Raw genomic sequence first — 23582 nt, forward strand, 5'->3', positions numbered from 1 at the left:
GCCCGCCGCGGGCGGGCCCCCGCGGCCGGGGCCGGGCCGGGTGGGGGGGCCCGGGGGGGGGGGCCCCCCCCCCCCCACTGCCGGCAGTCGGCGGGAGGCGGATCGGCGGCTTCGCTCTCACGCGATGTCGTCGGCCGCCCGCGTTCCCACCGTCCGCTCCGTCACCCGCTCCGGGCTCGTGTCAGTATCCGGCCGGGGCGTCCTCGATGTCCGAGATGAGCTTGGTGCTCAGGTCGCTCTGCACGGCCAGCTTGGTGTGCGTGGCGTTGGGGCCGGTGCCCCAGGTGAGCGTGACGGTGGTGAACAGGTGGCCGGCTCCGGAGTCGTGGTACCGCACCTCCCAGTGGGTGGGCACGTCCTGGGCGCGGAGGACGCCGTCGGCGTGGTTGGCCTGCTCCCAGGCGGCCAGCCGCTGCTGGAAGTCCGCCGTGAGGTAGTGGGCGCGCAGGCCGTCCGACAGGTTGTCGGTGCCGTCGGAGACGGCGTCGATGTAGGCGCCGTAGAAGTCGGCGACCCGGTCGACCGCGGAGTCCGGGCTCCCGTCGCGGACCGGGTCCCCCGGCGCCACCCGCTGCCCGCCCGCCTGCTCGGTACTGGTGGTGGAGGCGGGGTGCTGCGGGCCGGCCGCCGTGGCCTGCGGCGCGGCCGCCACCAGGATCAGCCCGACCGTGGCGGCCGCCGCCAGCAGCCCGCGTCGAACACTCAGCTTCATCGTCAGTCTCCCTCGTCATGCCAATGGGTCGAGCCCTGGGCGGGTCACTTGGCAATGCGCGGACCGTTCGGGCCGGATCACGTCAATCACCTGCTCAACGACGCCCGGCCCGGAAGGGAACGGGCCGCGTGCAATCCCTGCGCAGATTCGACCCTTCGGGCCGTCGTGGTGTGATCAGTCCGATCACCGGGGGCCCCGGCCGGGGGCGGGTCGGTGCGGGGGGCGGCGTTCGTCGTGTTGGCGGTGCGGCTGCCCGTGGTGTGCCGTTGGGGGGCCGGTGCGTGGACTCGGGCGGGGTGGTGGGCCGTGGTCGCGGAGTTCGCAGATCACCGCCCAGGCGACCGACACCACCGGCACCGCCACCACCGCGCCGAGGACACCGGCCAGCACGGCGCCGCCGATCACCGACAGCGCGATCGCCACCGGGTGGATCCGGACGGACCAGCCCATGACCAGCGGGTGCAGCAGATGGCCCTCGATCTGGCCGATGACCACGATCAGCCCGAGCACCAGCAGCGCGACCACCGGGCCGCGGGCCGCCAGGGCGACCAGCGCGGCGACGGCCAGCGCGATGGGGGAGCCGATCAGCGGGACGAGCGCCGCGACGAACTCCAACATGATCAGTGGCAGCACGAGCGGCACCCGCAGGACGACCAGCGCGATGCCGACCAGCACCGCGTTGGTCGCCGCCACGATCAGCACACCCCGGGTGTAGCCGGCGAAGGTGCGCCACGCGGCGTGCCCCGCGCGGTTCCAGGCAGATCGTGACCGGGCCGGGAGCTGGTGCTGCGCCCAGCACCACATCCGGTCGCCGGAGTGGAGGAAGAACACCGAGCAGAACACCGCGAGCGCCAGCCCGGTGAGCATTTCGACGACCCGGCTCGCCCCGCTGAGCGCGGTGCTGAGCAGCGCCGAGCGGTGTGCGGTGATGAACTCGCCGAGCTTCGCGCGCAGGTCGGTGACGGTGCCGGCCCGCAGGTGGAAGGGGGCGCCGGCGAGCAGGTGGTCGATCTGCCCGAGGCCGCCGCGCAGTTCGGTGCCCAGCCGGCCCCACTCGCCGGCGACGGTCGTCCCCACCAGGGCGAGAACGCCGCCCACGACCACGATGGCGCACACGAGGACCAGCAGGACGGCGATCGAGCGGGGCAGCGCCCGTGCCAGCAGGTCGACGAGCGGCCGCAGGACCGAGGTGATGACCAGCGCCAGGAACACGGCGATGACCGGCATCTGGAGCTGGCCGAGGACGGAGACGGCCAGGTAGGCGGCCACCCCGAGCAGGAGCAGCCGCCAGGTGTACCCGGCGGCGGTCCGCAGCCCGGCCGGCACGCGGCCTCCGGACCCGCCGGACACGATGGGGCGCGCCCGGGGCAGGACCACCCGGGTCGGGTGGCGCCGCCGGGCCGGTCTCGCGCCGTTCACTCGCACGGGCGGCCTCCCTGGCGTCTGCCGGGCTTCGTCCGGCGTCGCGCGGCTACCCGGGCCGACGGGGCGGAAACGGTCGACGGGTCGGAACGCTCGCGTTCACAGCTGCGCCGTGAGCGCGACCAGGAGCGCCGTGAGGCCCACGGCCAACCACGCCACGTAGTCGCCGAGCAGCCCGGAGTGGAGGCGGCGCAGCGGCCGGACGGTCGTCCGGTACGGCCCGCCGGTGCCGCGCCTGGGGTCGCGGCGCACGGCGGCGGCGGCGACGGCGAAGTCGACCGCGATCAGGGCGGAGAGCAGGCCCAGCCCGATCCCGGAGGTCGTCCACCAGGTCTCGGGAGCCGACGCTGCGGGTACGGCCGGCGCCGCGCCGCCGGTGAGCGCCGAGACCAGCCCGAACACGGCGGGTAGCCGACCGAGTTCGCGCCCGGCGACCTCCTCGGCGACGGTCTTGTCGAGCCCGGTGCCGAACGGCGACAGCCCGGCCAGGGCCAGCGCGCCGAGGCCGAACAGCGCCCCGGGCAGCCGCAGTTCGCGGGCGCGGCCGTGCCGTCCGCGTTCGTCCACCGAGCCGAGCCGTATCGGTCGAGCAGGACGCCGGTGAGGCCGGACAGCGCGGCCTTGGCCCCCGCGTGGCCAGCCACGTACACCGCCGCGGTGGTCAGGAACAGGCCGACGTGCCCGACGGTGGAGAACGCCGGCACACGTGTAGCCACCGTGGCTGCGGGCACACGCGGGGCATGGATGAGGAGCGGGTGGTGGGCCCGGCGCTGCCCGGGGCGGCGGTCCGTCCGGCCCGGGCCGGACGCGCGACCCGAACCGCCGCGCGGGGTGGCGGTCGGGACGACAGGACGCCGCCGCGACCGGGCCGGGAGCCCTCCATGCCACGGCCGGCCGAGCAGCTCAGCGGGGGTGAGGAGGAGCAGCAAGTCGGCGGCCTTCGCGTCGCGGTGCGCCGGGAGGGCCGCGCGCGGGTGGTCTCCGTCGAAGGCGAACTGGATCATGGCAGCGCGAACGGGCTGTGGACGGCGCTGTCCCGTCCGGTGGCCGGGGGCGAGGAATGGATCGTCGTCGACCTCACCGGCCTGAGGTTCTGCGACTCCACCGGGCTGAACCTGCTGCTGCGCGCACGCCTGGACGCCGAGGCGGCCGGCCTGCGGCTGGAACTCGCCGGTCCGAGGCCCGTGGTGGCGAGGCTGTTCGCGATCACGGAGGCCGATACGGTGCTGCGCATCCACCCCGACCTCGACGCCGCTCTGAAGACCGCGGACCCGCCGCAGCGCGGCTGCGACGACGTGGAGTGAGGAGAACCCGGCATGAAGAGCTCCGGGGAGGGAGCGTTGCCGAAGGACTCCGGCCAGCGGCCGAGCGGCTCCGACCGGACCAGGCGGCTCGTACTGGCCGGCAGTGAGAGCGCGGTCCAGCGGTCCCGGGACTTCAGCCGTGCGGCGTTGCTCGCCTGGCACTGGCTGCCCGCGCCGGATGCCGGGCGGCTGGCGGCGGCGGAGGACGTGCTGCTGATGGTGTCGGAGCTGGTCACCAATGCGTGCCTGTACGCGCCCGGCGGTCCCCGGGAGCTGCGGCTGGGCTGGGACGGCGAGCGGCTGCGGGTGGAGGTCTCGGACGCCAGCCCGGCCGCGCCGCGGCTGCGCCCGTTCGCGGACCCGGGCCGTCCCGGCGGCCACGGCCTGCGGGTGGTGGACCGGCTGGCGCGCGACTGGGGCTGCCTGCCCGAGGGCGAGGGGAAGCTGGTCTGGCTGGAGGTCGCGCCCCCGGTGGATCCCGGCGCCCTCCAGCTCTGACCCCCCGGGAACAGGGGGTCAGAGCTGACCGGGGTGCGGCTGGGGCGGCGGCTTCGGGTCGGGGTCCTCGCCCGGCTTCGGGGCGGGGTTCGGGTGGGGGGCGGCTCGGTGTCCGGGCCCGGGGGAGTCGGGATGGTCATCCTGACCGGCGTGGTCGGCATGCGCGTGCACCCGTAGATAAGGTAATAAACCGCCCAAAGCATGAATTGGAAGTCGTGTGTCGGGTAGAGAACGCATGACGCGGCCGTGGATCGCAGCCAGTCGCGTCCGCACCCTCGCCGGGTGCCACCGGGACCGTCGCCCGACGGAAGCCGGGCACAGGTCCTCCGGAAAGCAGCCCCGTCGCGTTCGGCGCGAGCCGCTCGCGGTGCCGGGCGTTCGCCCCGATGCCCCAGGAGAGAGCCACCGTGTCCACCATGATGGAAACCGGTCGCCCCACCGACCGGACGGCCGCCCCGCCGTCCGGCCTGCCGCCCGACGTGCCACCCCGCCCGACGGACGCGCAACTGCGCGCGATGGGCAAGTACGAGGCGCGCGAACTCAGCGACACGCTGTTCGAGCGCCTGGCCGCACTCGCCCGCGAAACGCACGCGTACAGCTACGTGCGCGGCACGATCATCGAACTCAACATGCCACTGGTGCGCTTCATCGCCGCCCGCTTCCGGCACCGCGCCGAGGACATGGACGACATCCTCCAGGTCGGCACGATCGGCCTGATCAAGGCCGTCGACGGCTACGACCCGCAGCGCGGCGTCGAGTTCGTCACCTACGCCATCCCCACCATCGCCGGCGAGATCAAGCGCTTCTTCCGCGACACCTCCTGGCCGGTCCGGGTCCCGCGCGGCATGCAGGAGCTGTACCTGACCGTCGCCCGCGGATCCGACCGGCTGGAGCAGGAACTCGGCCGCCTCCCGCACCCCGACGAGATCGCCGAGGACCTCCACATCACCGTCGAGCAGGCCACCGAGGGCCTGGTCGCCGGCCGCGTCTACCGGCCCGACTCGCTGGACGCGCCGCGCGAGCAGGACCTCGACGAGAGCGGCAGCGCCATGCTCGACCGCCTGGGGGCCTGCGACCCCGGCATCGAACTCGCGGAGTTCCGCACCGCCGTGCGCCCCCTGCTCGCCCGACTGTCGTGCCGCGATCAGACGGTGCTCAAGCTGCGCTTCTGGGACGGCTGGACCCAGTCCGAGATCGCCGAGCGCATCGGCGTCTCCCAGATGCATGTCTCCCGCCTGCTCACCGCCACCCTCACCAGCCTGCGCGAGCAGTTGGAGGACCGCGACGCCCCCGGCTGGGCGGACGAACCCGCAGGTCCGGCCGAACCCGAGGGAGCGGACGACTGTGGAGCGGACGACTGTGGAGCGGACGACGAGGGAGCCGCTGAACCCGAGGCGCCGCGCTGATTTCCCTCCCTCCCGGGCGTTTCCGGCCCCCCGTAGCGGATAGCCGCGCTGCGGGGGGGCCGCCCTGGGCGAAGCGTGATGAAGCGTGATGAAGGAGGAACACCGTGTCCCCGAAGGTTTCCGACCACGTCCGGGTCGAGCGGTTGCCCTTCGACGGCGCCCCCGACCCGGCGGGCGGCACCGTCACCCCCGGCGCGGGCGGCGCCCCCGGCCACGGGCTGCGCCCCGCACCCGCCCGAGCGGATGCGTACCGTACGGCGTGAACCGCCCGACCGGCCGGTAACGGAAGGAGCCGACACCATGACCCGCCGACCACCGACCGGACGTGCCCCGGCGCCGGGTGCCCCGGGGCCGGGCGGGTTCACCGCACGGGCCCGGCCGTGGGCCGGCGGCACCGTGCTCGCGCTGGACGGCGAACTCGACCTCGACTCGGTCGGTGCCCTGCACACGGCCCTCGACGCGGCCCTGGCCGCGCCCCTCACCGTCATCGTGCTCGACTGCGCGGGCCTGGAGTTCTGCGACTCCACGGGGCTCAACGCGATGCTCCGGGCCCACGCCCGCGCGGCCGCCGAGGGCAGCCGGATCGAACTGGCCCGCCCCCGCCCGCTGGTCCTGCGGATGCTCGAACTGACCGGGGCCGTCGAGGTCTTCGTGCTGCGGGACGCGCCACCGGAGTGAACGCGCGGCCCGTCGCCCCGGGCCGCGCGGGCCCCGGGCCTCGGCCCGTCGGACCGACACCTGTCCTGCCTGTCGCCCTTCGCCCTCCGGTGGCACAGTGGGAGCAGGGCGGCGGCCCGCCGCCCCGGGGTCGGGGCGCCCGGTCGGGCACCCCGGGCGTGCGGCGGACCCGGGCGGTGGAACGGATGGACGAGCGGCCGGCACCCGGCGCCGATCCGGCCGAGCAGGCCCTGCGGCACCTGCGCGCCGGGCTGACCGCCGTGCGCGACGGGGACTTCGCCACCCGGCCCGCGCCCGAGCGGCCCGGCGTGCTCGGGGAGATCGCGACGATCTTCAACGCCATGGTCGACCAGCCGTCCGCGTTCGCCGGCGAGGTGACCAGGATCGCCCGCGAGGTCGGCAGCGAGGGCCGGCTCGGTGGCCAGGCCCGGGTCGAGGGCGTCTCCGGCACCTGGAAGCGCCTGCTGCACGCCCCCGACGGCCGCGCCGGGCTCGACCTGCGGCGCACCCGCCCCGAGACCGACCTCATGCTGATGGACGTGATGATGCCCGGCCTCGACGGCTGCACCGCGATCGCCGCCATCCGCGCCGACGAGCGCTTCGCCCGCCTGCCGGTCATCGCCGTCACCGCCAAGGCCATGCCGGGGGACCAGGACAAGAGCCTCGCCGCCGCCGACAACCACGTCACCGAACCCGTCGACACCCGACACCTGCTCGGCCGGATGCGGCACTGGCTGGACACGCCATGACCGCCGGGCACGAGCCCTCGGACACCACGGCCCGGGCCCTCGCCGAAACCGTGCGCCGGCTCCAGAGCACCGCCGCCCGGGTGCAAGCCGACGCCCGCGCCCGCGCCGTCGTCGACCTGGCCACCGGGATCCTGGCCGAACGCCTCGGCCTGCTCCCCGCCGAAGCCGCCGCCCGACTCGCCAGGCTCGCCCGGGAGGCCGCCGTGCCCGTGGCGGCCCTGGCCGCCGACATCGCCGGGATGTCCGGCCAGCCACCTGGCCAGCCACCCGGCCAGGCACCCGGGCTGCTCGCGGGCACAGCCGAACCCGTGACGCCCGCGCTGGCCGCCATCGCTGATCTGCAAGGCGTCGCCGAAGCCGTCCTGGAGCAGACGGCAGATGCGCTCGGCGCGCACGCCGTCGCGCTGTGGCTGCGGCTGCCGGGCGGTGTGCTCGCCCTCGCCGCGCACGCCGGGCTGTCCGCTGCCGAGGCCGACGCCTGGAGCCGGGTGCCACCCGGCGTCCCCACCCCGGCCCAGCGCGTCGTGGTCGGCGGCGCGGAGCTGTGGCCCGGCGATCCGGAGGCCGCAGGCCCGTCGGTGGGGGCCGGCTCGGCCCGGGCCGTCCTCCCGCTGATCGACGCAGGCCGCCGCCGGGGCGCGCTGGAGGTCCTGTGGCCCGCACCCGCACCCGCACCCGGCCCCGCCCCCGCCCCCGCACCCGGCCCCGCCCCCGCCCCCGCCCCCGTGCTCGGCGGGCCCCAACGCCGTCGGCTCCACGCCCTCGCCGACCTCTGCGCGACCCTCCTGGCCGACGCCGACGCCGACGCCGCCCCCACCCCCGTCCCCGTCCCGCCCGGCGACGACACCGCCCTCCTGGAGGGCCTGCCCACCCCGGCCCTGCTGCTGGAGCCGGTCGTCCGCCGAGGAGAGGTCGCCGACTTCACGCTCCTGCGGACCAACGCGCACTTCCGCGATCCACTGGGCCGCCCCCGGGACACGCTGGAGGGCACCTCGCTCCTGGAGGTCTACCCGGCCGCGTGCGCCGGCGGCCTCTTCGAACGGCTGATCCGGGTGCACGAGACCGGGGTCCCGTTGCCCGGCGAGCGGGTCCGGCTGGTCTTCCAGCAGGGCGGACTCGCGCTTCCCGCCACCGTCCTGCTCGCGGCGGCCCCCGTCGGCGGCCGCGTGCTGGTCGGCTGGCAGACGGAGACCGCGCGGGCCGGTGAGGCCGAGCAGAGCGCCCTGCTGCGCCAGGCCCAGCGGTTGGCCCGGGTGGCCGGGTTCGAGGAGTGCCCGGCCGACGGCCGGATCCGCTGGAGCGACGGCCTGCACGAGATCTACGGGCTGCCGCCCGACACCGACCCGGTCCCGCTGGCCCAGCTCGCCCGGCACGCCCACCCCGACGACGAGCCCGCGATCCGGCGCCTGCTGGACACCGTCCAGCGCCGGCACCGGACCGCCTCCGCCGTCGTCCGCCTGGCCCACCAGGACGGCACCCACCGGTACACCCGGGTGATCGCCGAGCCCCTCCTCGACGACCACGGCCGGCTCACCGGGGTGCGCGGCGCCTTCCACGACGTGTCCGCCCAGCACCGTACGGAGGTCGCGCTCGGCGCCACCCGGGCACGCCTGGCCGACAGCGAGCAGGAGACCGCCGACAGCGAGCGACTGGCGCTGCGGCTCCAGCAGGCCCTCCTGCCCGCCGCTCCGCCCCCGCTCGGCCCGGCCGGCCTGCGCGCCGCCGTCCGCTACCGCCCCGCCGCCCAGCACGACCGGGTCGGCGGCGACTGGTACGACGTGCTGCTGCTGCCCGACAAGCGGGTGCTGCTCACCGTCGGGGACGTCGCCGGGCACGGCGTCGGCGCGGCCACCGGCATGGTCGCCCTGCGGCACGCGCTGCGCGGCCTCGCCGTCACCGGGGCCGGCCCGGCCCGGATGCTGGAGTGGGCCAACACCGTCGCCCTGCGCGAACCCGGCCAGATCACCGCGACGGCCGTCTGCGTGCTCATCGACCCGGCCGTCGGCGAACTGCGCTGGGCGCGGGCCGGGCACCTGCCCCCGATCCTGGTCGGAGCGGACGGCGCCCAGGTGCTGCCGCTGCCGCACGGCGTGCTCCTCGGCGCCCTGGACGACGCCCGGTACGAGGAGCACACCGCCCACCTGCCGCCGGGCGACGTCCTGGTCCTCTACACCGACGGCCTGGTCGAACGCCGGGACCGCCCGGTCGAGGAGTCCGTCGACCAGCTGATCCGCGCCGCCGGAGCCCCCGGCCCCGACCTGGAGCGCTACCTCGACCGGCTGCTGGAGCTCAGCCCCGCCGACACCGACGACGACACCTGCCTGATCGCCGTCCAGAGCCGGTAGCCCCCTGCCGCGTGAACCCCGGTCCCCTCGCCCTGAGCAGGCCCGCGAAGCGCGGCGTTAGGCACGGGCCCGCCCGGGTAGGCGCGGCCCTGCGGGGGCGACCGGAACCGGACGACGGAGAGGACTCCCCATGTTGCTGCTAGGACTCCTGCTGATGGCGGCGGCCGGTGCCTTCGCCGGACTGCTGATCGCGGACAACCTCTCCGGCGGGCCCGACTACCAGGCGACGGTGCTGGGCATCCGCCTGCCGGCGCTCGACAGCCTGGGCATCTTCCTCGCCGGGCTGGCCCTCGCCCTGCTCTTCTGCCTGGGCCTGGCCCTGATGGTCCTGACGGTCCGGCGGTCCCGGCGAACCCGACGCCCCGTCCGGCCGGCCGCGCACCGGGCGGCCCACCAGCGGTCCCAGCCGGTGGTGCGGCCGGACCCGCCCGAGCGACCCCTCCCGCCCGACGGGGGCGAGCAGCCCGCGCCGCCCGAGGAACGCCCCGCCCAGTAGGGCGGCCAGGACGTCGGCCTACCGGTCGAGCCCCCGCGCGGCGGCCGGATCCGCCACCTGTTCGGCCACTGAGGCGCGACGCCCCCGGAGCCGATCCCACGACGACCACGGGCCCCTCACCGGGTCGGGGAAGGAGGCGACCGCATGACCGGACCACGGCCTTCCGCCGGACGCCCGCTCCCCACGAGGCCGTGGGCGCAGCGGCTGCCGCTCCGGGCCCACCCCGGGGCGGCCGCCGACGCCCGGGCCTTCACCGCCGAGTTCCTGGCCGACGTCGGCGACCCGCTGCTGGTCGCCGACGCCGTCCTGCTGGTCTCCGAACTCGTCGGCAACGCCCTGCGCCACGCCGGCGAGCCCGGGACGCTGCTCCTGATCCGCGCCACCGGCCGGCTGCGGATCGAGGTCAGCGACGCCAGCCCGCGCCCGCCGCTGCCCCGGCCCCCGCACCCCCCGGACGAATCGGGAGGCCTCGGCCTGTTCCTGCTGAGCCGGCTCACCCTGCGCTGGGGCTGGCACCCGTCGGGGACGGGCAAGACGGTGTGGTGCGACCTGCGGCTGCCCGCGAGCTGACGGCCTGTCGGCGGCCTGCCGGGCGGGTGTTCCGCGTCCGGGAGGAGCGGTGTCCGCGCGCGGCCACCCGGCGCCACCGGGCGCCGGTCGCGACGCCGGAGCGCCGGACGCGCCCCGCGCGGTGGCATCCTGACGGGGCAGGTCCGTCCGTGGGCGTCGAGCACAGCGAGGATCCAGTGGCCGTGAACCGACCGTCGCCGTCCCCGTCCCCGTCCCCGTCCCCGTCCCCGCCGTCGCCGTCGCCGTCGCCGCGCGGCGTCCTGGGTTGAGCGGCGTGCGCCGCCGCAGCCGGTTGACGGAGATCGCCCGCAGCTGGTGGCAGGTCCTGCGGGCGGCCGTCGTCGGCGTGTGGGAACACGGCCGCACCATCGAACTGCTCCAGCGCTCGATGGCCTTCGCGGCGCTCTTCTTCGTGACCCTCGTGCCGCTGCTGATCGTCATCGCGGCCGCCTTCCCCTCGCGCGGCAGCGGGATCTCCGAGTGGATCACCGACGGCCTCGGCCTGAGCGGGGCGGGCGCCGACGCCGTCCACCGGCTCTTCGCCTCCCGGGGCCAGGTGCTCAGCACGACCACGGGCTTCGGCCTGGCCGCGCTGGCGGTCTTCGGGGTCTCGTTGATGGCGTCCGTCCAGGGCGTCTACGAGCGCGTGTGGGAGCTCGACCGCGGCCCGTGGCACGCGGTCTGGCGCCAGACCCTGGGCCTGGCCGGGCTGATCGGGTACATCGTGCTGGCCGCCTCCAGCGGCGCGCCCTGGCGCCACTCGGCCGTCCAGCCCTCCTTCCGCATCGCCGTCACGACCGTCGGCGGCCTCTTGCTGTTCTGGTGGCTCCAGCACCTGCTGCTCGCCGGACGCGTCCCGCCGAGGCAGCTGCTGCCCGGAGCCGTCGCGACCATGGTGGCGCTGGCGGGCCTGCGGCTCTTCTCCCGGCTGGTCTTCGCGCCGCTGCTGGTGTCCAACGCGGTCTCCTACGGGACGGTCGGGACGGTACTGATCGTCCAGTCCTGGCTGATCGGCGTCGGCTACACCGTCTACGGCGGCGCGCTGGCCGGGCGCGCCGTGGTCCAGGCCCGCCGCACGCCGTAGCGCCGGCGCCAGGCCGGGTGGCCGACGCTACGGCGCGCGGGTGGGTTAGGGCGCGGCGCAGCGGGCAGGCGCGCGGGCGGCCGGGAAAGGCTCGGCCACCGCACACGTGAGGAGGCCCCAGATGAGCATGGTGAAGGAGACGGTCGACGTCGACGTGCCGCTGCACGCCGCGTACAACCAGTGGACCCAGTTCGAGGAGTTCCCGCGCTTCATGGAGGGCGTCGATGCGGTGACCCAGCTGGACGAGCGCCACAACCACTGGCGGACCAGCATCGGCGGCGTCACCCGCGAGTTCGACACCGAGATCATCGACCAGCTGCCCGACGAGCGGATCGCCTGGCGCACGACGGACGGCGACGTGCGGCAGAAGGGCGTCGTCACCTTCCAGGAACTGGACGACCGGCACACCCGGATCAACCTGGCCATCAACTTCCAGCCGGAGGGGATGGCCGAGAAGACCGGCGACATGCTGGGCATGGTCGACCGCAGGGTCAAGGGGGACCTCCGGCGCTTCAAGGACTTCATCGAGGACCAGGGCCGGGAGGAGGGTGGCTGGCGCGGCCGGATCACCCCCGGCTGAGCCCCGTCACCGTCCAGGTCCCCTGACCACGCCCCCCTGACCGCACCTCCCCTGGCGGCGGCCCCGGCTCGAACGGTCGGGGCCGCCGTGTGCCCGTGCCCCGCCGGCGGGCACGGGCACGGACGTGGCGCCGCTGTGGGGTCAGCGCTCCGGGAAGCGGTGCCGCTCGACCAGCCGGGCGAAGCCGTCCCACAGGGCCGGATCCGCCGGCTCCTGCGGGTCGTGGAGCGCGACGCCGGCCAGGCTCCCGGGCGCGTCGTAACCGCCCGCCCGGGCCAGGTCGACGCCGGAGCCGAGCAGCGCCGCCGGCTTGCCGTGGCGCAGCGCCTCCGCGAGGAAGCGGACGGCGTCCGGATCGGCGGCCAGCGCGGGCCCGGCGCCGTCCGGAACCACCACCGCGTCGTACAGCACCGAGGCGGTGGTGGGCAGCGGGCGGTCCACCGGCAGAGGGTCACCACCACGGGCGGCCACGTGACCGCCGTGCGCGGCCAGCGTCTCCACGACGGCGCCCTGCGCGCCCAGCCGCTCGTGCGCGGCCCGCACCTGGCCGCCGTCGACCCCGGGCGCGGCCAGCACGGCGACCTTGCGGGTGCGGATGCCGCTGCCGCGCAGGTTCTCCAGGCTGAGCGCCGGGGAGACCCGGGGGCCCGCCGCCTCGCCGCCCTTCGCTGCCGCCCGCTCTCCGGGTGACGGTTGTGGCTCGGGCACGCCGATGCGCCGGGCGACCTCCGCCGCCAGGTCGGGGTCCACGCGCACCAGGTTGCCGACCATCCGGCGCCGCACCTCCTGGTCGCCCACCTTGCCGAGCTCGAACGCGAACGCGGCGGTGATGTGCCGCTGCTCCCAGCCCGCCATGCTGCGCCAGAACAGCGCGGCCTGGCTGTAGTGGTCGGCGAAGCTGGGGCTGCGCCGCCGGATCGCCCTGCCGTTGACCCGTTGCTGGTAGTGCTGGAACACCCCTTCCGGCAGGTGGCCGCCGCCCATGGTGAACGGGCAGCCGCCGCCCACCGAGTTCGGTGCGTAACTCGTCCCCGGGTGGACGACCTGCTGGCCGTAGCCGTCGCGGTGGTTGGTCCGCACGTCGGCCAGCGGGCGGTTGACGGGCAGCTGGCCGAAGTTGGGGCCGCCCAGGCGGATCAGCTGGGTGTCCAGGTAGGAGAAGTTGCGGCCCTGGAGCAGCGGGTCGTTGGTGAAGTCGATCCCGGGCACCACGTTGGCGGTGTGGAAGGCCACCTGCTCGGTCTCGGCGAAGAAGTTCTGCGGGTTGCGGTCGAGGACCATCCGCCCCACCGGACGCACCGGCACCAGTTCCTCCGGGATCAGCTTCGTCGGGTCCAGCAGGTCGAAGGGGAAGGCGAACTCGTCCTTCGCCGTGACCAGTTGGACACCGAGCTCCCATTCGGGGAAGTCCCCCGCCGCGATCGCCTCCCACAGGTCCCGGCGGTGGAAGTCCGGATCCCGCCCGGCGGTGACCTGGGCCTCGTCCCACACCTGGGAGCAGACGCCGAGCCGCGGCCGCCAGTGGAACTTGACGAACGTGCCGCGCCCGTCCCGGTTCACCAGGCGGAAGGTGTGCACACCGAAGCCCTGCATCATCCGGTAGCTGCGCGGGATCGCCCGGTCGGACATCACCCACATCAGCATGTGGGTGGACTCGGGCTGGAGCGAGCAGAAGTCCCAGAAGGTGTCGTGCGCGGAGGCGCCGGTGGGGATCTCGTTCTGCGGTTCGGGCTTCACCGCGTGGACGAAGTCCGGGAACTTGACGGCGTCCTGGATGAAGAACACCGGCATGTTGTTGCCCACCAGGTCGTAATTCCCGTGCCGGGTGTAGAACTTGGTGGCGAAGCCGCGGACGTCCCGTACGGTGTCGGCGGAGCCGCGCGGGCCCTGCACGGTCGAGAAACGTACGAACACCGGGGTGCGGCGCCCGGCCTCCTGGAGGAAGTCGGCGCAGGTGAACCCGGCGAGCGACTCGTACGGTTCGAAGAAGCCGTAGGCGCCGGCGCCGCGGGCGTGCACCACGCGTTCGGGGATGCGCTCGTGGTCGAAGTGGGTGAGCTTCTCGCGGAGGTGGAAGTCCTCCAGCAGGGTGGGGCCGCGGTCGCCGATGACGAGCGAGTTGTCGGTGTCGTCGACGCGCACACCCTGGTCGGTGGTGAGCGGGCCGTCCGGGTCCGGGGCGCGGAAGGCGTCGAGTGCGGCGTCCTTGGCGTCGGTGGTGTCCTTGGCGTCGGGTCCGGGGTCGGCGGGCGGCTCGGGCTGGGGGGTTTCGGGGTTGATGGGCATGTCGCGGTCTCCGTCCTGGGAACGGCGCGGGGCGGCCGGGCCGTCGGCCCCGGCTCGTGTCGGCGGGGCGGCTGCCCGATGGGCGGCCCGGCAAACCGCGCGCGAGCGGCCGTCGGCGCCGAAGCAGGAGGTCAGCGGTGTTCGGCAGAGGCGCGCGATGTTTGAGCGCGGTGTTTGAGCGCGGTGTTTGAGTGCGGTGTTTGGCACAGGGGCAGCGGGGGACACGCCGGAGTCGGGAGGGGAAGCCTCTGAGTGAGGAGACGGGCAATGTCGAACGATGCCATCGTCCTGTTGCGGGAGGACCACCGGGAGGACCACAAGGGGGGAGATCGGCGAGCGGATGCAGGCCGTGCGCGAGACCGCGCCGCGACCACGAAAAGCGGGAAGGAGCACGCGAATTCCTCTCATGTCTCAGCCAACGCGACCGCCCTATCCTGAGGGCGTGGAAGAACAGCCGGCCATCGGGCGCCAGTGGACGTTCCTGACCAATCACGCGCGCGTCCTGGTGCAGATCGCCCGGGACCCGGGCATCAGGGTGCGCGACATCGCGACCAGCTGCCTGCTGACCGAGCGAGCGGTCCAGCGGATCATCGCCGACCTCGAAGCGGCGGGCTATCTCAGCCACCACCGGGTCGGGCGCTCGAACGTCTACCGCGTCATCGACGGCAAGCAGCTGCGCCACCCCGCCGACAGCGGCCCGACGCTGGCGGAGCTACTGGCCGTCCTGCTGCGCTGACCACGCCGCCGATGGCACGCCGATGACAGGCCGATGACACCCCGATGGCACGCATGGCCGAACCCGATTGCACGCATTGCCATTGACGAATTTCCGTTCACGTATTGGTTGACGTGAGAAGGGATTCGGCAGACGCTGGAGATGTCGTCCCATGGCTCACAGGCAGGAGAAGAGACCATGCGCGGTAAGCCGCCCGTGGCGCGTCCCGCTGCCCCGACCCCGACTCCTCCATCCCCCGCGCCGCCCCCGCCGCCCCCGGCCGACGGGAGCCTGCCCGCGGACCTGCACGTCGCCAAGGGCCTGCTGGTCCGGCTCGCCGTCGAAGGGGACCGGGTCCGTGCGACGGTCCGCGGCGAGATCGACCTCGACGTCGTCGGCGGCCTGGACGAGACCCTCGGACGCGCGCTGCGGGCCAGCGGCACCGGGCTCGACGTCGACCTGTCCGCCGTCCCCTTCTGCGACAGCTCCGGCCTCAACCTCCTGCTGGGCCTGCGCAGCACCGCGCACCGCACCGACCGCACCCTCGCGATCACCGCGGCCAGCACCCAGGTCGAGCGCCTGCTCGCGATCACCGAGACGACCGGCCTCTTCACCCCCGCCGCCACCGAACGCCCCGCCGACCCCCCGCACACCGAGAACGCAGACCCATAGCCACACGCCGACTCCCCCCTCCCCCCTGGCGCGGGCCTGCCGGTACGGATCAGGGCGATGGGGCCGAACTCGGCGTCGAACGCGGACGGGCCGCATGCTCGGGCGGCTGCGCAGGCGAAGAGGGGAGTGACGCCGAGGGCGACGGTGAGGGCCCGCCGGCCTCGGCGACGGCTTCGAGCACCGCGCCCTCGAACGCCTCCTTCGAGGCCATGGCCCCACCGGCATGCCCGTCGAGCTGCTTGCCGTTGAGCAGCATGGCCGGCGTCCCCCGGAATTCGTGGTCGCGGAACTCCTCCGTGACAGTGCGCACCCAAGCCTCGTGCGTTCCCTTGTTGACGCATTGCTCAAAAGCCGGTGTCCGCAGTCCGGGGACATTTTCGGCGAGCCGAAGGAGTTCCGCACGGTCGGCGAACCTGTCGTTCTTCTCCTCGGGTTGGTTGGAGAAGAGGACGGCATGGTAATGGGCGAATTTGGCCAGGTCCTGCGCGCACGCGACGGCGTTGGCCGCTCGCAGCGAACCCTTCCCGCCAAGGCCGGCGTCAATGGCCGCGAGGGGGTGGTACTCCAGGCGCAGCCGACCGGACTGCACGTACTTCTGCAGTACCTCGCCGAGGCGCGCCTCGGCCGCCTGGCAGGCGGGGCAGCGGAAGTCCTCGTATACCTCCAGGGTGGCCGGAGCCTTCTCCGCCCCCACCTCGATGGCCTTGCCTCCGGCCACGGTTCCGAGGGGCGCCAGGGCGGGCCGGTCGTCCTGGGACCGGTACGTCTGCACGACGACCCCTGTGATCACCGCAGAGGTCACGACGGCGGGCACGAGGCCGAATGCCATGAAACGGCGTCGACGTTTCGCGAGAATTTCCCGCGCCGCGCGTTCCGCGCGCCTGCGCTCATGTGCAATCAGCTTCCCATTTCGATTTGCCCGGCTCATGTTCCCCTCGTTCGCTGGTTGGTTTCTGAACGTTGAACCCGAATTATTCGGTGCGAGTTCTGCCCACGGAGGGGACGGAATGCCTCTCCGCCCTTCCGCGTCCACCGGAAGAATTACTCCGGGCCGCCGTCTCGCAGTGGCCCTCAGCCGCCGGGTCGGTCCTGACCGGGAGTGACGCGCGGCGCTGAACCGGGCGGGGGTGTTCCGTCGCGTGACAACGGCCGGGGCGACTGGTCGTCAGTCGTCGGAAGCGTGTGATGACTCCCTGGCGCCGGAAGCCGCCGCCGTACGCCCGGACGCTTCGGCCGTCCTCGCCCTGCTGGGCGAGGAGGCCGCCGAGGCGGAGGAGGCCGCGTGCGCCGAGCCCGAGGCGGTGGCGGCCGGGCCCGTCGAGGCGCGCGGGTGCGACGGGGTGCTCACCGGCGGGTGGAAGCCAGGGTCCTTCAGCGCGAGGTCCTCGACCGTCTTCCACAGCTTGGTGGCAGCTCCGTCACCGTCGATTTCGACCCGGTCGCCGTTGAGCACGGCCACCGGTGCGTCCGTGTGGAACTGTTTCGCGAACGTGCCGCTCTCGCGGCTCACCCAGCCCGCGTGCGTGCCGTCGTCGACGCACCGGTCGAACGCCGCGGACCGCAGCTCGCTCACCCGGTCGGCGAGCGAGCGCAGGTCCTGCTTCGCGTCCGGATCCTGCTTGCCTTCCGCGACGAGCACCTCGCGGAAGGCGGTGAACTTTCCCGCGTCCTGGGCGCACGCCGCCGCGTTGGCGGCCTGGGCCGAGGTCTTGCGGCCGTCGGTCGTCACCGGGTGGTATTGGATGACCAGGCGATTCTCGGCGACCAGCTGGCGGAGTGTCGGGTCGAACCGCTCGGCGAACTTCCGGCAGGCGGCGCAGTCGTAGTCCTCGTAGACCACCAGCGTGGCGGGTGCCTGCTGGTAGCCGACCGGGATCGAGTCCCCGCTGGACCCGGACGGGGGTTCGGCGTGGTCGGGTCCGAACCCCGGACGGAACAGGAATCCGCCGCCGACGACCACGGCCGCCACGGTGACGGCCAGCAGGACGCGCTTGCGGGTCCGGTGCGCCGACCCGGTCCGGACGGATTGCCGCCGATCGGACGGCGCGGGGGAGTCATCTGTCGGATTCGGGGCATCCTCGTCGTCCCAGAAGGCCATGGGATTCGTTCCAATCGGTTCGACACTCGACGGCCGGATGTCGAGTGATTGCCTTGTTCCCCCCCCCCCGTTTATAGACATGAGCAGAGCGATGAGCTGCTCACCGTACCGATCGTCAATCAGCAATTATGCGAACGCAGCAACGCCACGACAGGGCGGTGGCCCGGAAACGGGTGTTCCCGGGCCACCGGTCGGGGCCGATCAGACCCCGGTCAGGCTGCGATCACTCGCTCCTCACTCCCTTCCGGTTCCGCCGAACCCTGACGACCACGACCAGCAGGGCGCCGAGGCCCGCCAGGAGCGCGCTCGTGAGGGTGAAGGGCACCACAGCGGCGCCGGTGTGCGGCAGGACCCCGCCGTTCGGGCCGGAGACGTTGCCGCCACCCGGCTGCGGGTAGCCGGCCGGCTCCGGTCCGTGGCCGACCTCCATCCCGTCGCCGTGACCGCCGTGGCCGTGGCCGTCACCCGGCTCGGGCTTGTGCTCGTTGCACTTGTCCCTGTCGCAGGGCGGGGTGCAGCGTGCGATCGCGGAGGACGGGGGAGTGGTGATCGGCGGGGTCCCGGGCGCGGCGTTCGGCGGCAGGAAGGAGGCCGTCACGGTGTTGGTCGTGTCCTCCGTGATGACGCTGGAGCAGAAGAACCTCTTCTCCTGCCCGGAGGCCAGACTGAACATCCCCGCAGCGACGACGCAGGAGGCCTCCTGCTGGTCGTTCAGTGTGATGCCGCTGATGTCGACCGCGCCGGTGTTGGTGACGGTGATCCGCCAGTACGCCTTGCACTTGTCGCGGTCACAGTCCTCCTTGCCGTCGTTCTTGTGGAGAGTCGTCTCCTTGCCCCACGGACCGGACCCGCCCTCGGCGCAGTTGCCGGGGACGTCGGACTGGCAGACCTCCTTGTTGATGGCCAGCGAGGGAACGTTCGCCGTGGCCTCGGAGGGCGGGGTGGTGATGGGCGTCCCACCGGGACCGGGGAACGTGGCCGTGACGGTGTTCGTCGTCGACTCCGTCAGGTGCGAGCTGGAGCAGAAGATCTGCTTGTTCGCTCCTGCTGCGAGGTTGAAGGTGCCGGCGGCTGTGGCGCATGCCGGGGTGACGGTATCCGTCAGGGTGATGCCGGAGATGTCGACGCCGTCGGTGTTGGTGACGGTGATCCGCCAGTACGCGGTGGCGCCGGGCGGAATGGTGGTGACGCCGGCCCAGGGGCCGTTACCACCCTCGATGCAGTCAGCGGCGGTTGCCGAGGTGCAGACCTCCTTGACGATGGCCAGCGACGGCACGTTGGCGGTCGCTTCCGACGGCGCTGTGGTGATGGGGGTGCCGCCGGGCCCCGGGAAGGTCGCGGTGACGACGTTGGTGGTGGGCTTGGTGACGTTGGCGAGGTTGCAGAAGACCTGCCTGTTTGCTCCCGCCGCCAGGTTGAACGTTCCTGCCGCTGTGGCGCACGCGGGGGTCACGGCATCCGTCAGGGTGATGTCGTTGACCGGGACCGCACCGGTGTTGGTGATGGTGATGCGCCAGTAGGCGGTGCCGCCGGGCGGGAGGGTGGTGACGCCGGCCCAGGGGCCGTTGCCGCCGGATCCGCAGTCGGCGGCGGTTGCCGAGGTGCAGACCTCCTTGACGATCGTCAGCGACGGAACGTTGGCCGTTGCTTCGGAGGGCGGGGTGGTGATGGGGGTGCCGCCGGGCCCCGGGAAGGTCGCCGTGACGACGTTCGTCGTCGGGGCGGTGACGTTGGGGAGGTTGCAGAAGACCTGTCTGTTGGCCCCCGCCGCCAGGTTGAACGTTCCTGCCGCTGTGGCGCACGCGGGGGTGACGGCATCCGTCAGGGTGATGCCCGTGACGGGGACCGTCCCGGGGTTGGTGACGGTGATGCGCCAGTAGGCCGTACCGCCCGGTGCGACCGTGGTGAGACTCGCCCAGGGGCCGCTGCCGCCGGGCCCGCAGTCACCCGGGTTCGCCGAGGTGCAGACCTCCTTGAGCACGGTCAGCTCAGGCTTGCAGGACGGCCCGGGAGTCACCTGGAGGGTGACGGTGTTGGACGTGACCGGGGCCATGCCGTTGGTGGTCGCTGTGGCCTGGTCGCTCACCGAGGTGACGGTGCAGTCCTCGCTGACCTTGGTCTGGTAGCAGACCTGCGGCGGGTCGCCGACGAACGTCACCTGCATCTTCGGCTGGTTGTCCGGAGTGAACGACGCCCCGCTGATCAGGGTGAGGTTGGCGACGACCTGGATCGGTGAGGCGCTGATCGGGACGGACGAGATGTCGGCTTTCATGGTGGTGGTGTCGAAGGGGAACGTGCCCAGGGCCGCGCCGTTCGAGTCCTTCACGGTCACCGACGACTGCGCGAAGTTGACCGTCGTGGGATCGATGTCGACGAGGCTCACCGTGCCGTACGACGTCACGTGCCCCGTCTTGCCGTCGCAGTAGTACGCGCTCGGGTCGAGGCTGCCCTGCGCCTTGGTCTTGAGGCACGGGGAGGCGCCGGTGGTCGGGTCCATCGAGAACAGGAACCCGACGTCGCCGAGGCTGTACTTGCACTGGCCGTCGTAGGCGAACCCGTAGGGGCTGGTGTAGCCGCCGTCGACGTTGGGCGGGCCGTTGACGACGCCCGCGTTGCCGAACGAGCCGCACGGCGACTGAGTGGTCCAGTCGTAGCAGTACTCGGTGCTGTTCAGGGTCGGCGTGTTGCCCAGGTAGATCCAGTACGGGAACTCGGTGTCCAGGTGCCCGTTGGGGGCGGTGATGGTCAGCGGGATCTGGAAGTTGCTCTCGCCCGAGGCCACGTTGGTGCTGACCAGCGTCTGTAGGCCCGGTGCCGCGGCGATCGGGTTTCCGACGAAGTCGAAGCAGACCACGGTGCCCACCGGCGGGTTGGTCTCCGCGAGCACGCCGCCGACCACCGAGCAGACGCCGATGGCGGTGCCTGCGGAGTCGTACGTGGCGAAGACGTTGTCCGCGCGAGCGGCGCCGCCGGCCGTCGGAGTGACCAGGACCTTGGGCGTGGTCCAGCCGGTGCAGGCCGCGTTCGTCGTCGGGTCGAAGCAGGACATCACCGTGGGATTGGGCACCGGTTCGTTGTCGCTGACGTAGATCTTGCCGTTGATGACCGTCATCGTGCCCGAGTAGTCCCCGGTGAAGCCGCCCTGGCCCTCGTTGGGGGGCAGGCCGATGGAGAAGGTCCCGCAGGACGCGTTGGCGGTGGGGTCGTAGCAGAGGATCTCACCGGTGCCGGACACGGCGTGGATCAGACCGTTCGGCGCTTCCACCACGCCGCCGACGACACTGCCGGAGCCGGTTTGCAGAGGCGCGAAGCCGCAGCTCTTCTGCGCCTGGAGGTCGATGCAGCCGACGCCGATCTCGGCGAAGGTCACCCGGCTGACGGCCGCGTAGTACAGCTTGGACCTGGACTGCACGTAGGTGGGTGTGCGGGTGCTGCCGAGGTCCCCACTCGTCCCGCCGACGGCCGCGGAGTTGAGCGGCTGGGGCCAGGACGCCGGTGTGCCGTCCGGCAGGGGACAGGGACCGTTCGTCAGCAGGTCCGTGCAGACCACGGCAGCCTGGCTGGACGCGCCGTGGTGGTAGATGTTCCACACCTCGGGCGTGGGCATGCCGTTGATGGTGGCGGTATAGAGGATCGGCGTGAAGCCGTCGCCGCCGGTGGCGGTGTTGATGGGGGTGAACGGCGGTGGGATCTGCACCACCTGACCGGTCGCCGGGGACGCGAACACCGGGTTGGTCGCCCGGATCGCGTTGGTGGCCGCCCCCTGGTCCGTCGACGTGAACGAGGTGCCGGCGTCGGTGGACCACTGCCTGCTGAAGCCCGGAGGCACCTTCAGCGAGTTCGGCACGTAGGACTGGGTCTGCGGGGTGCTGCCCGGGCCGCCCTGGATCACGTCGGTGATCACGGTGTTGGCGGGGGCGCCGTCCGGGTTGGTGGCCGAGACCACCCACTGGACGGTGTCGCCCTGGGTGGTGGTGCTGCTGCCGGTCGCCAGGTCGGTCCCGGTCTTCTCCAACGTCACCGGCTGCTGCCGGCCCGCCGGCTTCCCGGTGGAGGGGGCACGCGGGGTGGCCGGGGCGGCGTGTGCCGGCAGTGCGAGCGAGGTGACGGTCGCGGCGACCGCCACCAGCACGGCGAGCGCGGCGCGGAAGGCCCGCAGAGCCTCGGCGGCGGAGCCTTCGCGTGGTGGCAGGAGCGCGACGGCGGTCCTGCGGGCCAGTCGCCCGATGCTCGCGACGATGCCGAGCAGTCCGGCCACTGCCGCGCGTGCCTCGGGTCCGTACGGGGACCGGGCGCGCAGCGCCCCGCCCTGCCGTCGTACGCCGGACGGGGCTGCACGGCGGCGGTCCCGGGCCGTGCGTGCGGTCGCACAGCGCCTCATGACGATTCCTTTCGATCCTGCGCCGGGGCCGCGTCGGCCCGGAGAAGCGGAACGGGGGTTGCGGATGGTGTGGCGGCGCGTTGAGGGAGCAACAGAAGGGGCCGGCCGTGCCGGTACACGGGTCTGGGAGATGCGGTGGAGTCGGACCTACGGTCCGTCCGGTGGCGCCCGCCCGCGCCGGGGGCGCCCGCACCGTCCGGACCGGTCCGGGGGAGAGCCGGCGGAGCGTCAGCCGCGATCGGCGGCGGCCTCGGTCGGGCAGCACCGTTCGGCACACCGGGTCGTGCGCATCGTCGGACGCATCGTCGGGCGGATCAGTGGCCGCGTCTGTTGCCGGTGTCTGGTGAATCGGTGCTCCCAGGGCCTGTCGGACGAACGGCCGGCGTCGGCGAGTACTGGACGCACGGGGCCGCCGCGCAGCAGGGCAGGACAAGCCGGGCTGTTCTGCAGTCAGTTTTTCTTAAAAAAATGTGATAAACGAGGCGATACGGACAAATTGGCGAAGGTTCACCCGGCTGGCCACACCGCAGACCGCCGCCCGTGGCACACCCGGTTCCCGGGACCCGGCGCCCGGCCCGGCCCGACCTCGGCCCGGCCGCTCCGGCGGCAGGGGTGGAGGGGCGGGGCTGCGATCAGAACGCGGGCGCACCAAAGTGCCGCGCTGCGCCCTGGCACAGTGGCCGGTGTGAGCACGAACAACGACAAGCGCCGGGAGTTCGCCACGTTCCTGCGTGCCCGACGCGCGGAGGTCTCCCCCCGACAGGTCGGACTCCCCGTGTACGAACGGTCCCGCAAGGTGGCCGGGCTGCGCCGGGAGGAGGTGGCCGGGCGGGCCGGGATCAGCGTGGACTACTACACCCGCCTCGAACAGGGGCGGCTGCCCGCACCGTCCGGCAGTGTCCTGGACGCGCTGGCCCGCGTCCTGCTGCTGGACGACGACCAGCGTGACTACCTGCGCCGGCTGGCCGACCTGGCCCCGGCCCGCCGACAGCGGCGTTCACGGCACCAGGTCGTGCCCGCCGCGGTGCTGGCCGTACTGGCCGATCTGCGGACCACGCCCGCCGTGGTCCTGGGCCGGTTCATGGACATCCTGGCCTGGAACGACCTCGCGGCCGAGCTGCTGCTCGACTTCGCCGCGGTCCCCGAGGAGCACCGCAACTACCTGTGGCTGACGTTCCTCGACCCGCGGACGCGCGAGCGCGTGTCGGACTGGGACCTGTCGGCGGGCGAGTGCGTCGCCTACCTGCGGATGGACGCCGGCCGCTACCCCGGCGACCCCAGGCTCGCCGAACTGGTCGCCGAGCTGAGCGCCGGGGACTCCGACTTCCAGCACTGGTGGACCACGTACCGGGTCTCCGGCAGGAGCTTCGGCAGCAAGCGGATCCTGCACCCGGTCGTCGGCGAGGTCCGGCTGGACTGGCAGGTCCTCACCGTCGCCCAGGAACGCGACCAGTTCCTCGCGGTCATGCCCGCCGCCGACGAGGAGAGCAGACAACGGCTCACAGCCCTGAGCACACCGTAGGAACGCGCACGGCGCGACCGTGCGCTTCCCACCCACCCGGAAAGGAGGTGAAGGCGCGAGGAGC

21 protein-coding genes are annotated in these 23582 nt (G+C 73.4%); 14 read left to right on the plus strand and 7 right to left on the minus strand.

Annotation, left to right across the window (positions count from 1 at the left end; all coding sequences use genetic code 11):
• Positions 1-181 precede the first annotated feature (181 nt).
• The 3 genes from ACFWPI_RS08100 to ACFWPI_RS08110 form a co-directional block, all read right to left on the minus strand.
• The gene (locus ACFWPI_RS08100) at positions 182-712 is read right to left on the minus strand and encodes a hypothetical protein (protein ID WP_380374350.1); all 531 of its coding nucleotides are present in this window, start codon (positions 710-712) and stop codon (positions 182-184) included.
• Between the two features lie 183 nt (positions 713-895).
• Positions 896-2038: an AI-2E family transporter gene (locus ACFWPI_RS08105; RefSeq protein ID WP_380374353.1), complete on the minus strand. Its 1143-nt coding sequence runs from the start codon at positions 2036-2038 to the stop codon at positions 896-898.
• Positions 2039-2233: 195 nt separating this feature from the next.
• Complete coding sequence (locus tag ACFWPI_RS08110) at positions 2234-2701, minus strand: hypothetical protein (RefSeq protein ID WP_380374355.1); 468 nt, start codon at positions 2699-2701, stop codon at positions 2234-2236.
• Between the two features lie 314 nt (positions 2702-3015).
• Here ACFWPI_RS08110 and ACFWPI_RS08115 point away from each other — a divergent pair, with 314 nt between their 5' ends.
• The 11 genes from ACFWPI_RS08115 (at position 3016) to ACFWPI_RS08165 (ending at position 11844) form a co-directional block, all read left to right on the plus strand.
• The gene (locus ACFWPI_RS08115; RefSeq protein ID WP_380374358.1) at positions 3016-3438 is read left to right on the plus strand and encodes an STAS domain-containing protein; all 423 of its coding nucleotides are present in this window, start codon (positions 3016-3018) and stop codon (positions 3436-3438) included.
• A gap of 12 nt (positions 3439-3450) precedes the next feature.
• Positions 3451-3936: an ATP-binding protein gene (locus tag ACFWPI_RS08120; RefSeq protein WP_380374360.1), complete on the plus strand. Its 486-nt coding sequence runs from the start codon at positions 3451-3453 to the stop codon at positions 3934-3936.
• Between the two features lie 416 nt (positions 3937-4352).
• Positions 4353-5342, plus strand: a complete 990-nt coding sequence (locus tag ACFWPI_RS08125; RefSeq protein ID WP_380374363.1) for a SigB/SigF/SigG family RNA polymerase sigma factor — start codon at positions 4353-4355, stop codon at positions 5340-5342.
• Between the two features lie 104 nt (positions 5343-5446).
• Positions 5447-5605: a hypothetical protein gene (locus ACFWPI_RS08130; RefSeq protein WP_380374365.1), complete on the plus strand. Its 159-nt coding sequence runs from the start codon at positions 5447-5449 to the stop codon at positions 5603-5605.
• A 37-nt stretch (positions 5606-5642) separates the two neighbouring features.
• A complete protein-coding gene (locus tag ACFWPI_RS08135; protein WP_380374367.1) occupies positions 5643-6020 on the plus strand; it encodes an STAS domain-containing protein in 378 nt (125 codons plus the stop codon).
• Between the two features lie 185 nt (positions 6021-6205).
• On the plus strand, positions 6206-6769 hold the full coding sequence (locus tag ACFWPI_RS08140) for a response regulator (RefSeq protein ID WP_380374370.1): 564 nt from the start codon (positions 6206-6208) through the stop codon (positions 6767-6769).
• Complete coding sequence (locus ACFWPI_RS08145; protein ID WP_380374372.1) at positions 6766-9114, plus strand: PP2C family protein-serine/threonine phosphatase; 2349 nt, start codon at positions 6766-6768, stop codon at positions 9112-9114. The genes ACFWPI_RS08140 and ACFWPI_RS08145 overlap by 4 nt, the downstream gene beginning before the upstream one ends.
• Before the next feature lie 130 nt (positions 9115-9244).
• Positions 9245-9610: a hypothetical protein gene (locus ACFWPI_RS08150; RefSeq protein WP_380374374.1), complete on the plus strand. Its 366-nt coding sequence runs from the start codon at positions 9245-9247 to the stop codon at positions 9608-9610.
• Between the two features lie 144 nt (positions 9611-9754).
• Entirely contained in the window at positions 9755-10180 is a 426-nt protein-coding gene (locus ACFWPI_RS08155) for an ATP-binding protein (protein ID WP_380374377.1), read from the plus strand.
• A gap of 274 nt (positions 10181-10454) precedes the next feature.
• Positions 10455-11264, plus strand: coding sequence for a ribonuclease BN (locus tag ACFWPI_RS08160; RefSeq protein WP_380374379.1), 810 nt, complete (start codon positions 10455-10457; stop codon positions 11262-11264).
• Between the two features lie 121 nt (positions 11265-11385).
• Positions 11386-11844, plus strand: a complete 459-nt coding sequence (locus ACFWPI_RS08165; RefSeq protein ID WP_063352569.1) for an SRPBCC family protein — start codon at positions 11386-11388, stop codon at positions 11842-11844.
• A 141-nt stretch (positions 11845-11985) separates the two neighbouring features.
• On the opposite strand, the gene ACFWPI_RS08170 is transcribed toward ACFWPI_RS08165, so the two are convergent.
• Positions 11986-14130 carry a catalase gene (locus ACFWPI_RS08170; RefSeq protein WP_380374382.1) on the minus strand — a complete coding sequence of 715 codons (2145 nt, stop codon included), beginning with the start codon at positions 14128-14130 and terminating at the stop codon, positions 11986-11988.
• A gap of 406 nt (positions 14131-14536) precedes the next feature.
• Here ACFWPI_RS08170 and ACFWPI_RS08175 point away from each other — a divergent pair, with 406 nt between their 5' ends.
• Positions 14537-14866 carry a helix-turn-helix domain-containing protein gene (locus ACFWPI_RS08175; RefSeq protein WP_363373927.1) on the plus strand — a complete coding sequence of 110 codons (330 nt, stop codon included), beginning with the start codon at positions 14537-14539 and terminating at the stop codon, positions 14864-14866.
• 177 nt (positions 14867-15043) lie between these two features.
• Positions 15044-15517, plus strand: a complete 474-nt coding sequence (locus ACFWPI_RS08180; RefSeq protein WP_380374385.1) for an STAS domain-containing protein — start codon at positions 15044-15046, stop codon at positions 15515-15517.
• 49 nt (positions 15518-15566) lie between these two features.
• Here the strand turns inward: ACFWPI_RS08180 and ACFWPI_RS08185 are convergent, their stop codons facing one another.
• The 3 genes from ACFWPI_RS08185 to ACFWPI_RS08195 all read right to left on the minus strand — a co-directional run bounded on the left by ACFWPI_RS08185 (position 15567) and on the right by ACFWPI_RS08195 (position 21996).
• On the minus strand, positions 15567-16445 hold the full coding sequence (locus tag ACFWPI_RS08185) for a DsbA family protein (protein ID WP_380374388.1): 879 nt from the start codon (positions 16443-16445) through the stop codon (positions 15567-15569).
• A gap of 237 nt (positions 16446-16682) precedes the next feature.
• Positions 16683-17615 carry a DsbA family protein gene (locus ACFWPI_RS08190; protein WP_380374391.1) on the minus strand — a complete coding sequence of 311 codons (933 nt, stop codon included), beginning with the start codon at positions 17613-17615 and terminating at the stop codon, positions 16683-16685.
• A 223-nt stretch (positions 17616-17838) separates the two neighbouring features.
• On the minus strand, positions 17839-21996 hold the full coding sequence (locus ACFWPI_RS08195; protein WP_380374393.1) for a hypothetical protein: 4158 nt from the start codon (positions 21994-21996) through the stop codon (positions 17839-17841).
• Positions 21997-22681: 685 nt separating this feature from the next.
• On the opposite strand from ACFWPI_RS08195, the gene ACFWPI_RS08200 reads away from it, so the two are divergent.
• A complete protein-coding gene (locus ACFWPI_RS08200; protein WP_380374396.1) occupies positions 22682-23518 on the plus strand; it encodes a helix-turn-helix transcriptional regulator in 837 nt (278 codons plus the stop codon).
• Positions 23519-23582: the final 64 nt, after the last annotated feature.

It is taken from the genome of Kitasatospora sp. NPDC058492 (genome assembly GCF_042720685.1).
In the GTDB taxonomy this organism is placed as follows: domain Bacteria; phylum Actinomycetota; class Actinomycetes; order Streptomycetales; family Streptomycetaceae; genus Kitasatospora.

Bases quoted from the DNA above. Each gene is read 5' to 3' on its own strand.
- ACFWPI_RS08100 (WP_380374350.1), bottom strand. From the start codon at position 712: ATGAAGCTGAGTGTTCGACGCGGGCTGCTGGCGGCGGCCGCCACGGTC.
- ACFWPI_RS08115 (WP_380374358.1), top strand. From the start codon at position 3,016: ATGCCACGGCCGGCCGAGCAGCTCAGCGGGGGTGAGGAGGAGCAGCAA.
- ACFWPI_RS08120 (WP_380374360.1), top strand. From the start codon at position 3,451: ATGAAGAGCTCCGGGGAGGGAGCGTTGCCGAAGGACTCCGGCCAGCGG.
- ACFWPI_RS08125 (WP_380374363.1), top strand. From the start codon at position 4,353: ATGATGGAAACCGGTCGCCCCACCGACCGGACGGCCGCCCCGCCGTCC.
- ACFWPI_RS08135 (WP_380374367.1), top strand. From the start codon at position 5,643: ATGACCCGCCGACCACCGACCGGACGTGCCCCGGCGCCGGGTGCCCCG.
- ACFWPI_RS08140 (WP_380374370.1), top strand. From the start codon at position 6,206: ATGGACGAGCGGCCGGCACCCGGCGCCGATCCGGCCGAGCAGGCCCTG.
- ACFWPI_RS08145 (WP_380374372.1), top strand. From the start codon at position 6,766: ATGACCGCCGGGCACGAGCCCTCGGACACCACGGCCCGGGCCCTCGCC.
- ACFWPI_RS08150 (WP_380374374.1), top strand. From the start codon at position 9,245: ATGTTGCTGCTAGGACTCCTGCTGATGGCGGCGGCCGGTGCCTTCGCC.
- ACFWPI_RS08155 (WP_380374377.1), top strand. From the start codon at position 9,755: ATGACCGGACCACGGCCTTCCGCCGGACGCCCGCTCCCCACGAGGCCG.
- ACFWPI_RS08165 (WP_063352569.1), top strand. From the start codon at position 11,386: ATGAGCATGGTGAAGGAGACGGTCGACGTCGACGTGCCGCTGCACGCC.
- ACFWPI_RS08170 (WP_380374382.1), bottom strand. From the start codon at position 14,130: ATGCCCATCAACCCCGAAACCCCCCAGCCCGAGCCGCCCGCCGACCCC.
- ACFWPI_RS08175 (WP_363373927.1), top strand. From the start codon at position 14,537: ATGTCTCAGCCAACGCGACCGCCCTATCCTGAGGGCGTGGAAGAACAG.
- ACFWPI_RS08180 (WP_380374385.1), top strand. From the start codon at position 15,044: ATGCGCGGTAAGCCGCCCGTGGCGCGTCCCGCTGCCCCGACCCCGACT.
- ACFWPI_RS08185 (WP_380374388.1), bottom strand. From the start codon at position 16,445: ATGAGCCGGGCAAATCGAAATGGGAAGCTGATTGCACATGAGCGCAGG.
- ACFWPI_RS08190 (WP_380374391.1), bottom strand. From the start codon at position 17,615: ATGGCCTTCTGGGACGACGAGGATGCCCCGAATCCGACAGATGACTCC.
- ACFWPI_RS08195 (WP_380374393.1), bottom strand. From the start codon at position 21,996: ATGAGGCGCTGTGCGACCGCACGCACGGCCCGGGACCGCCGCCGTGCA.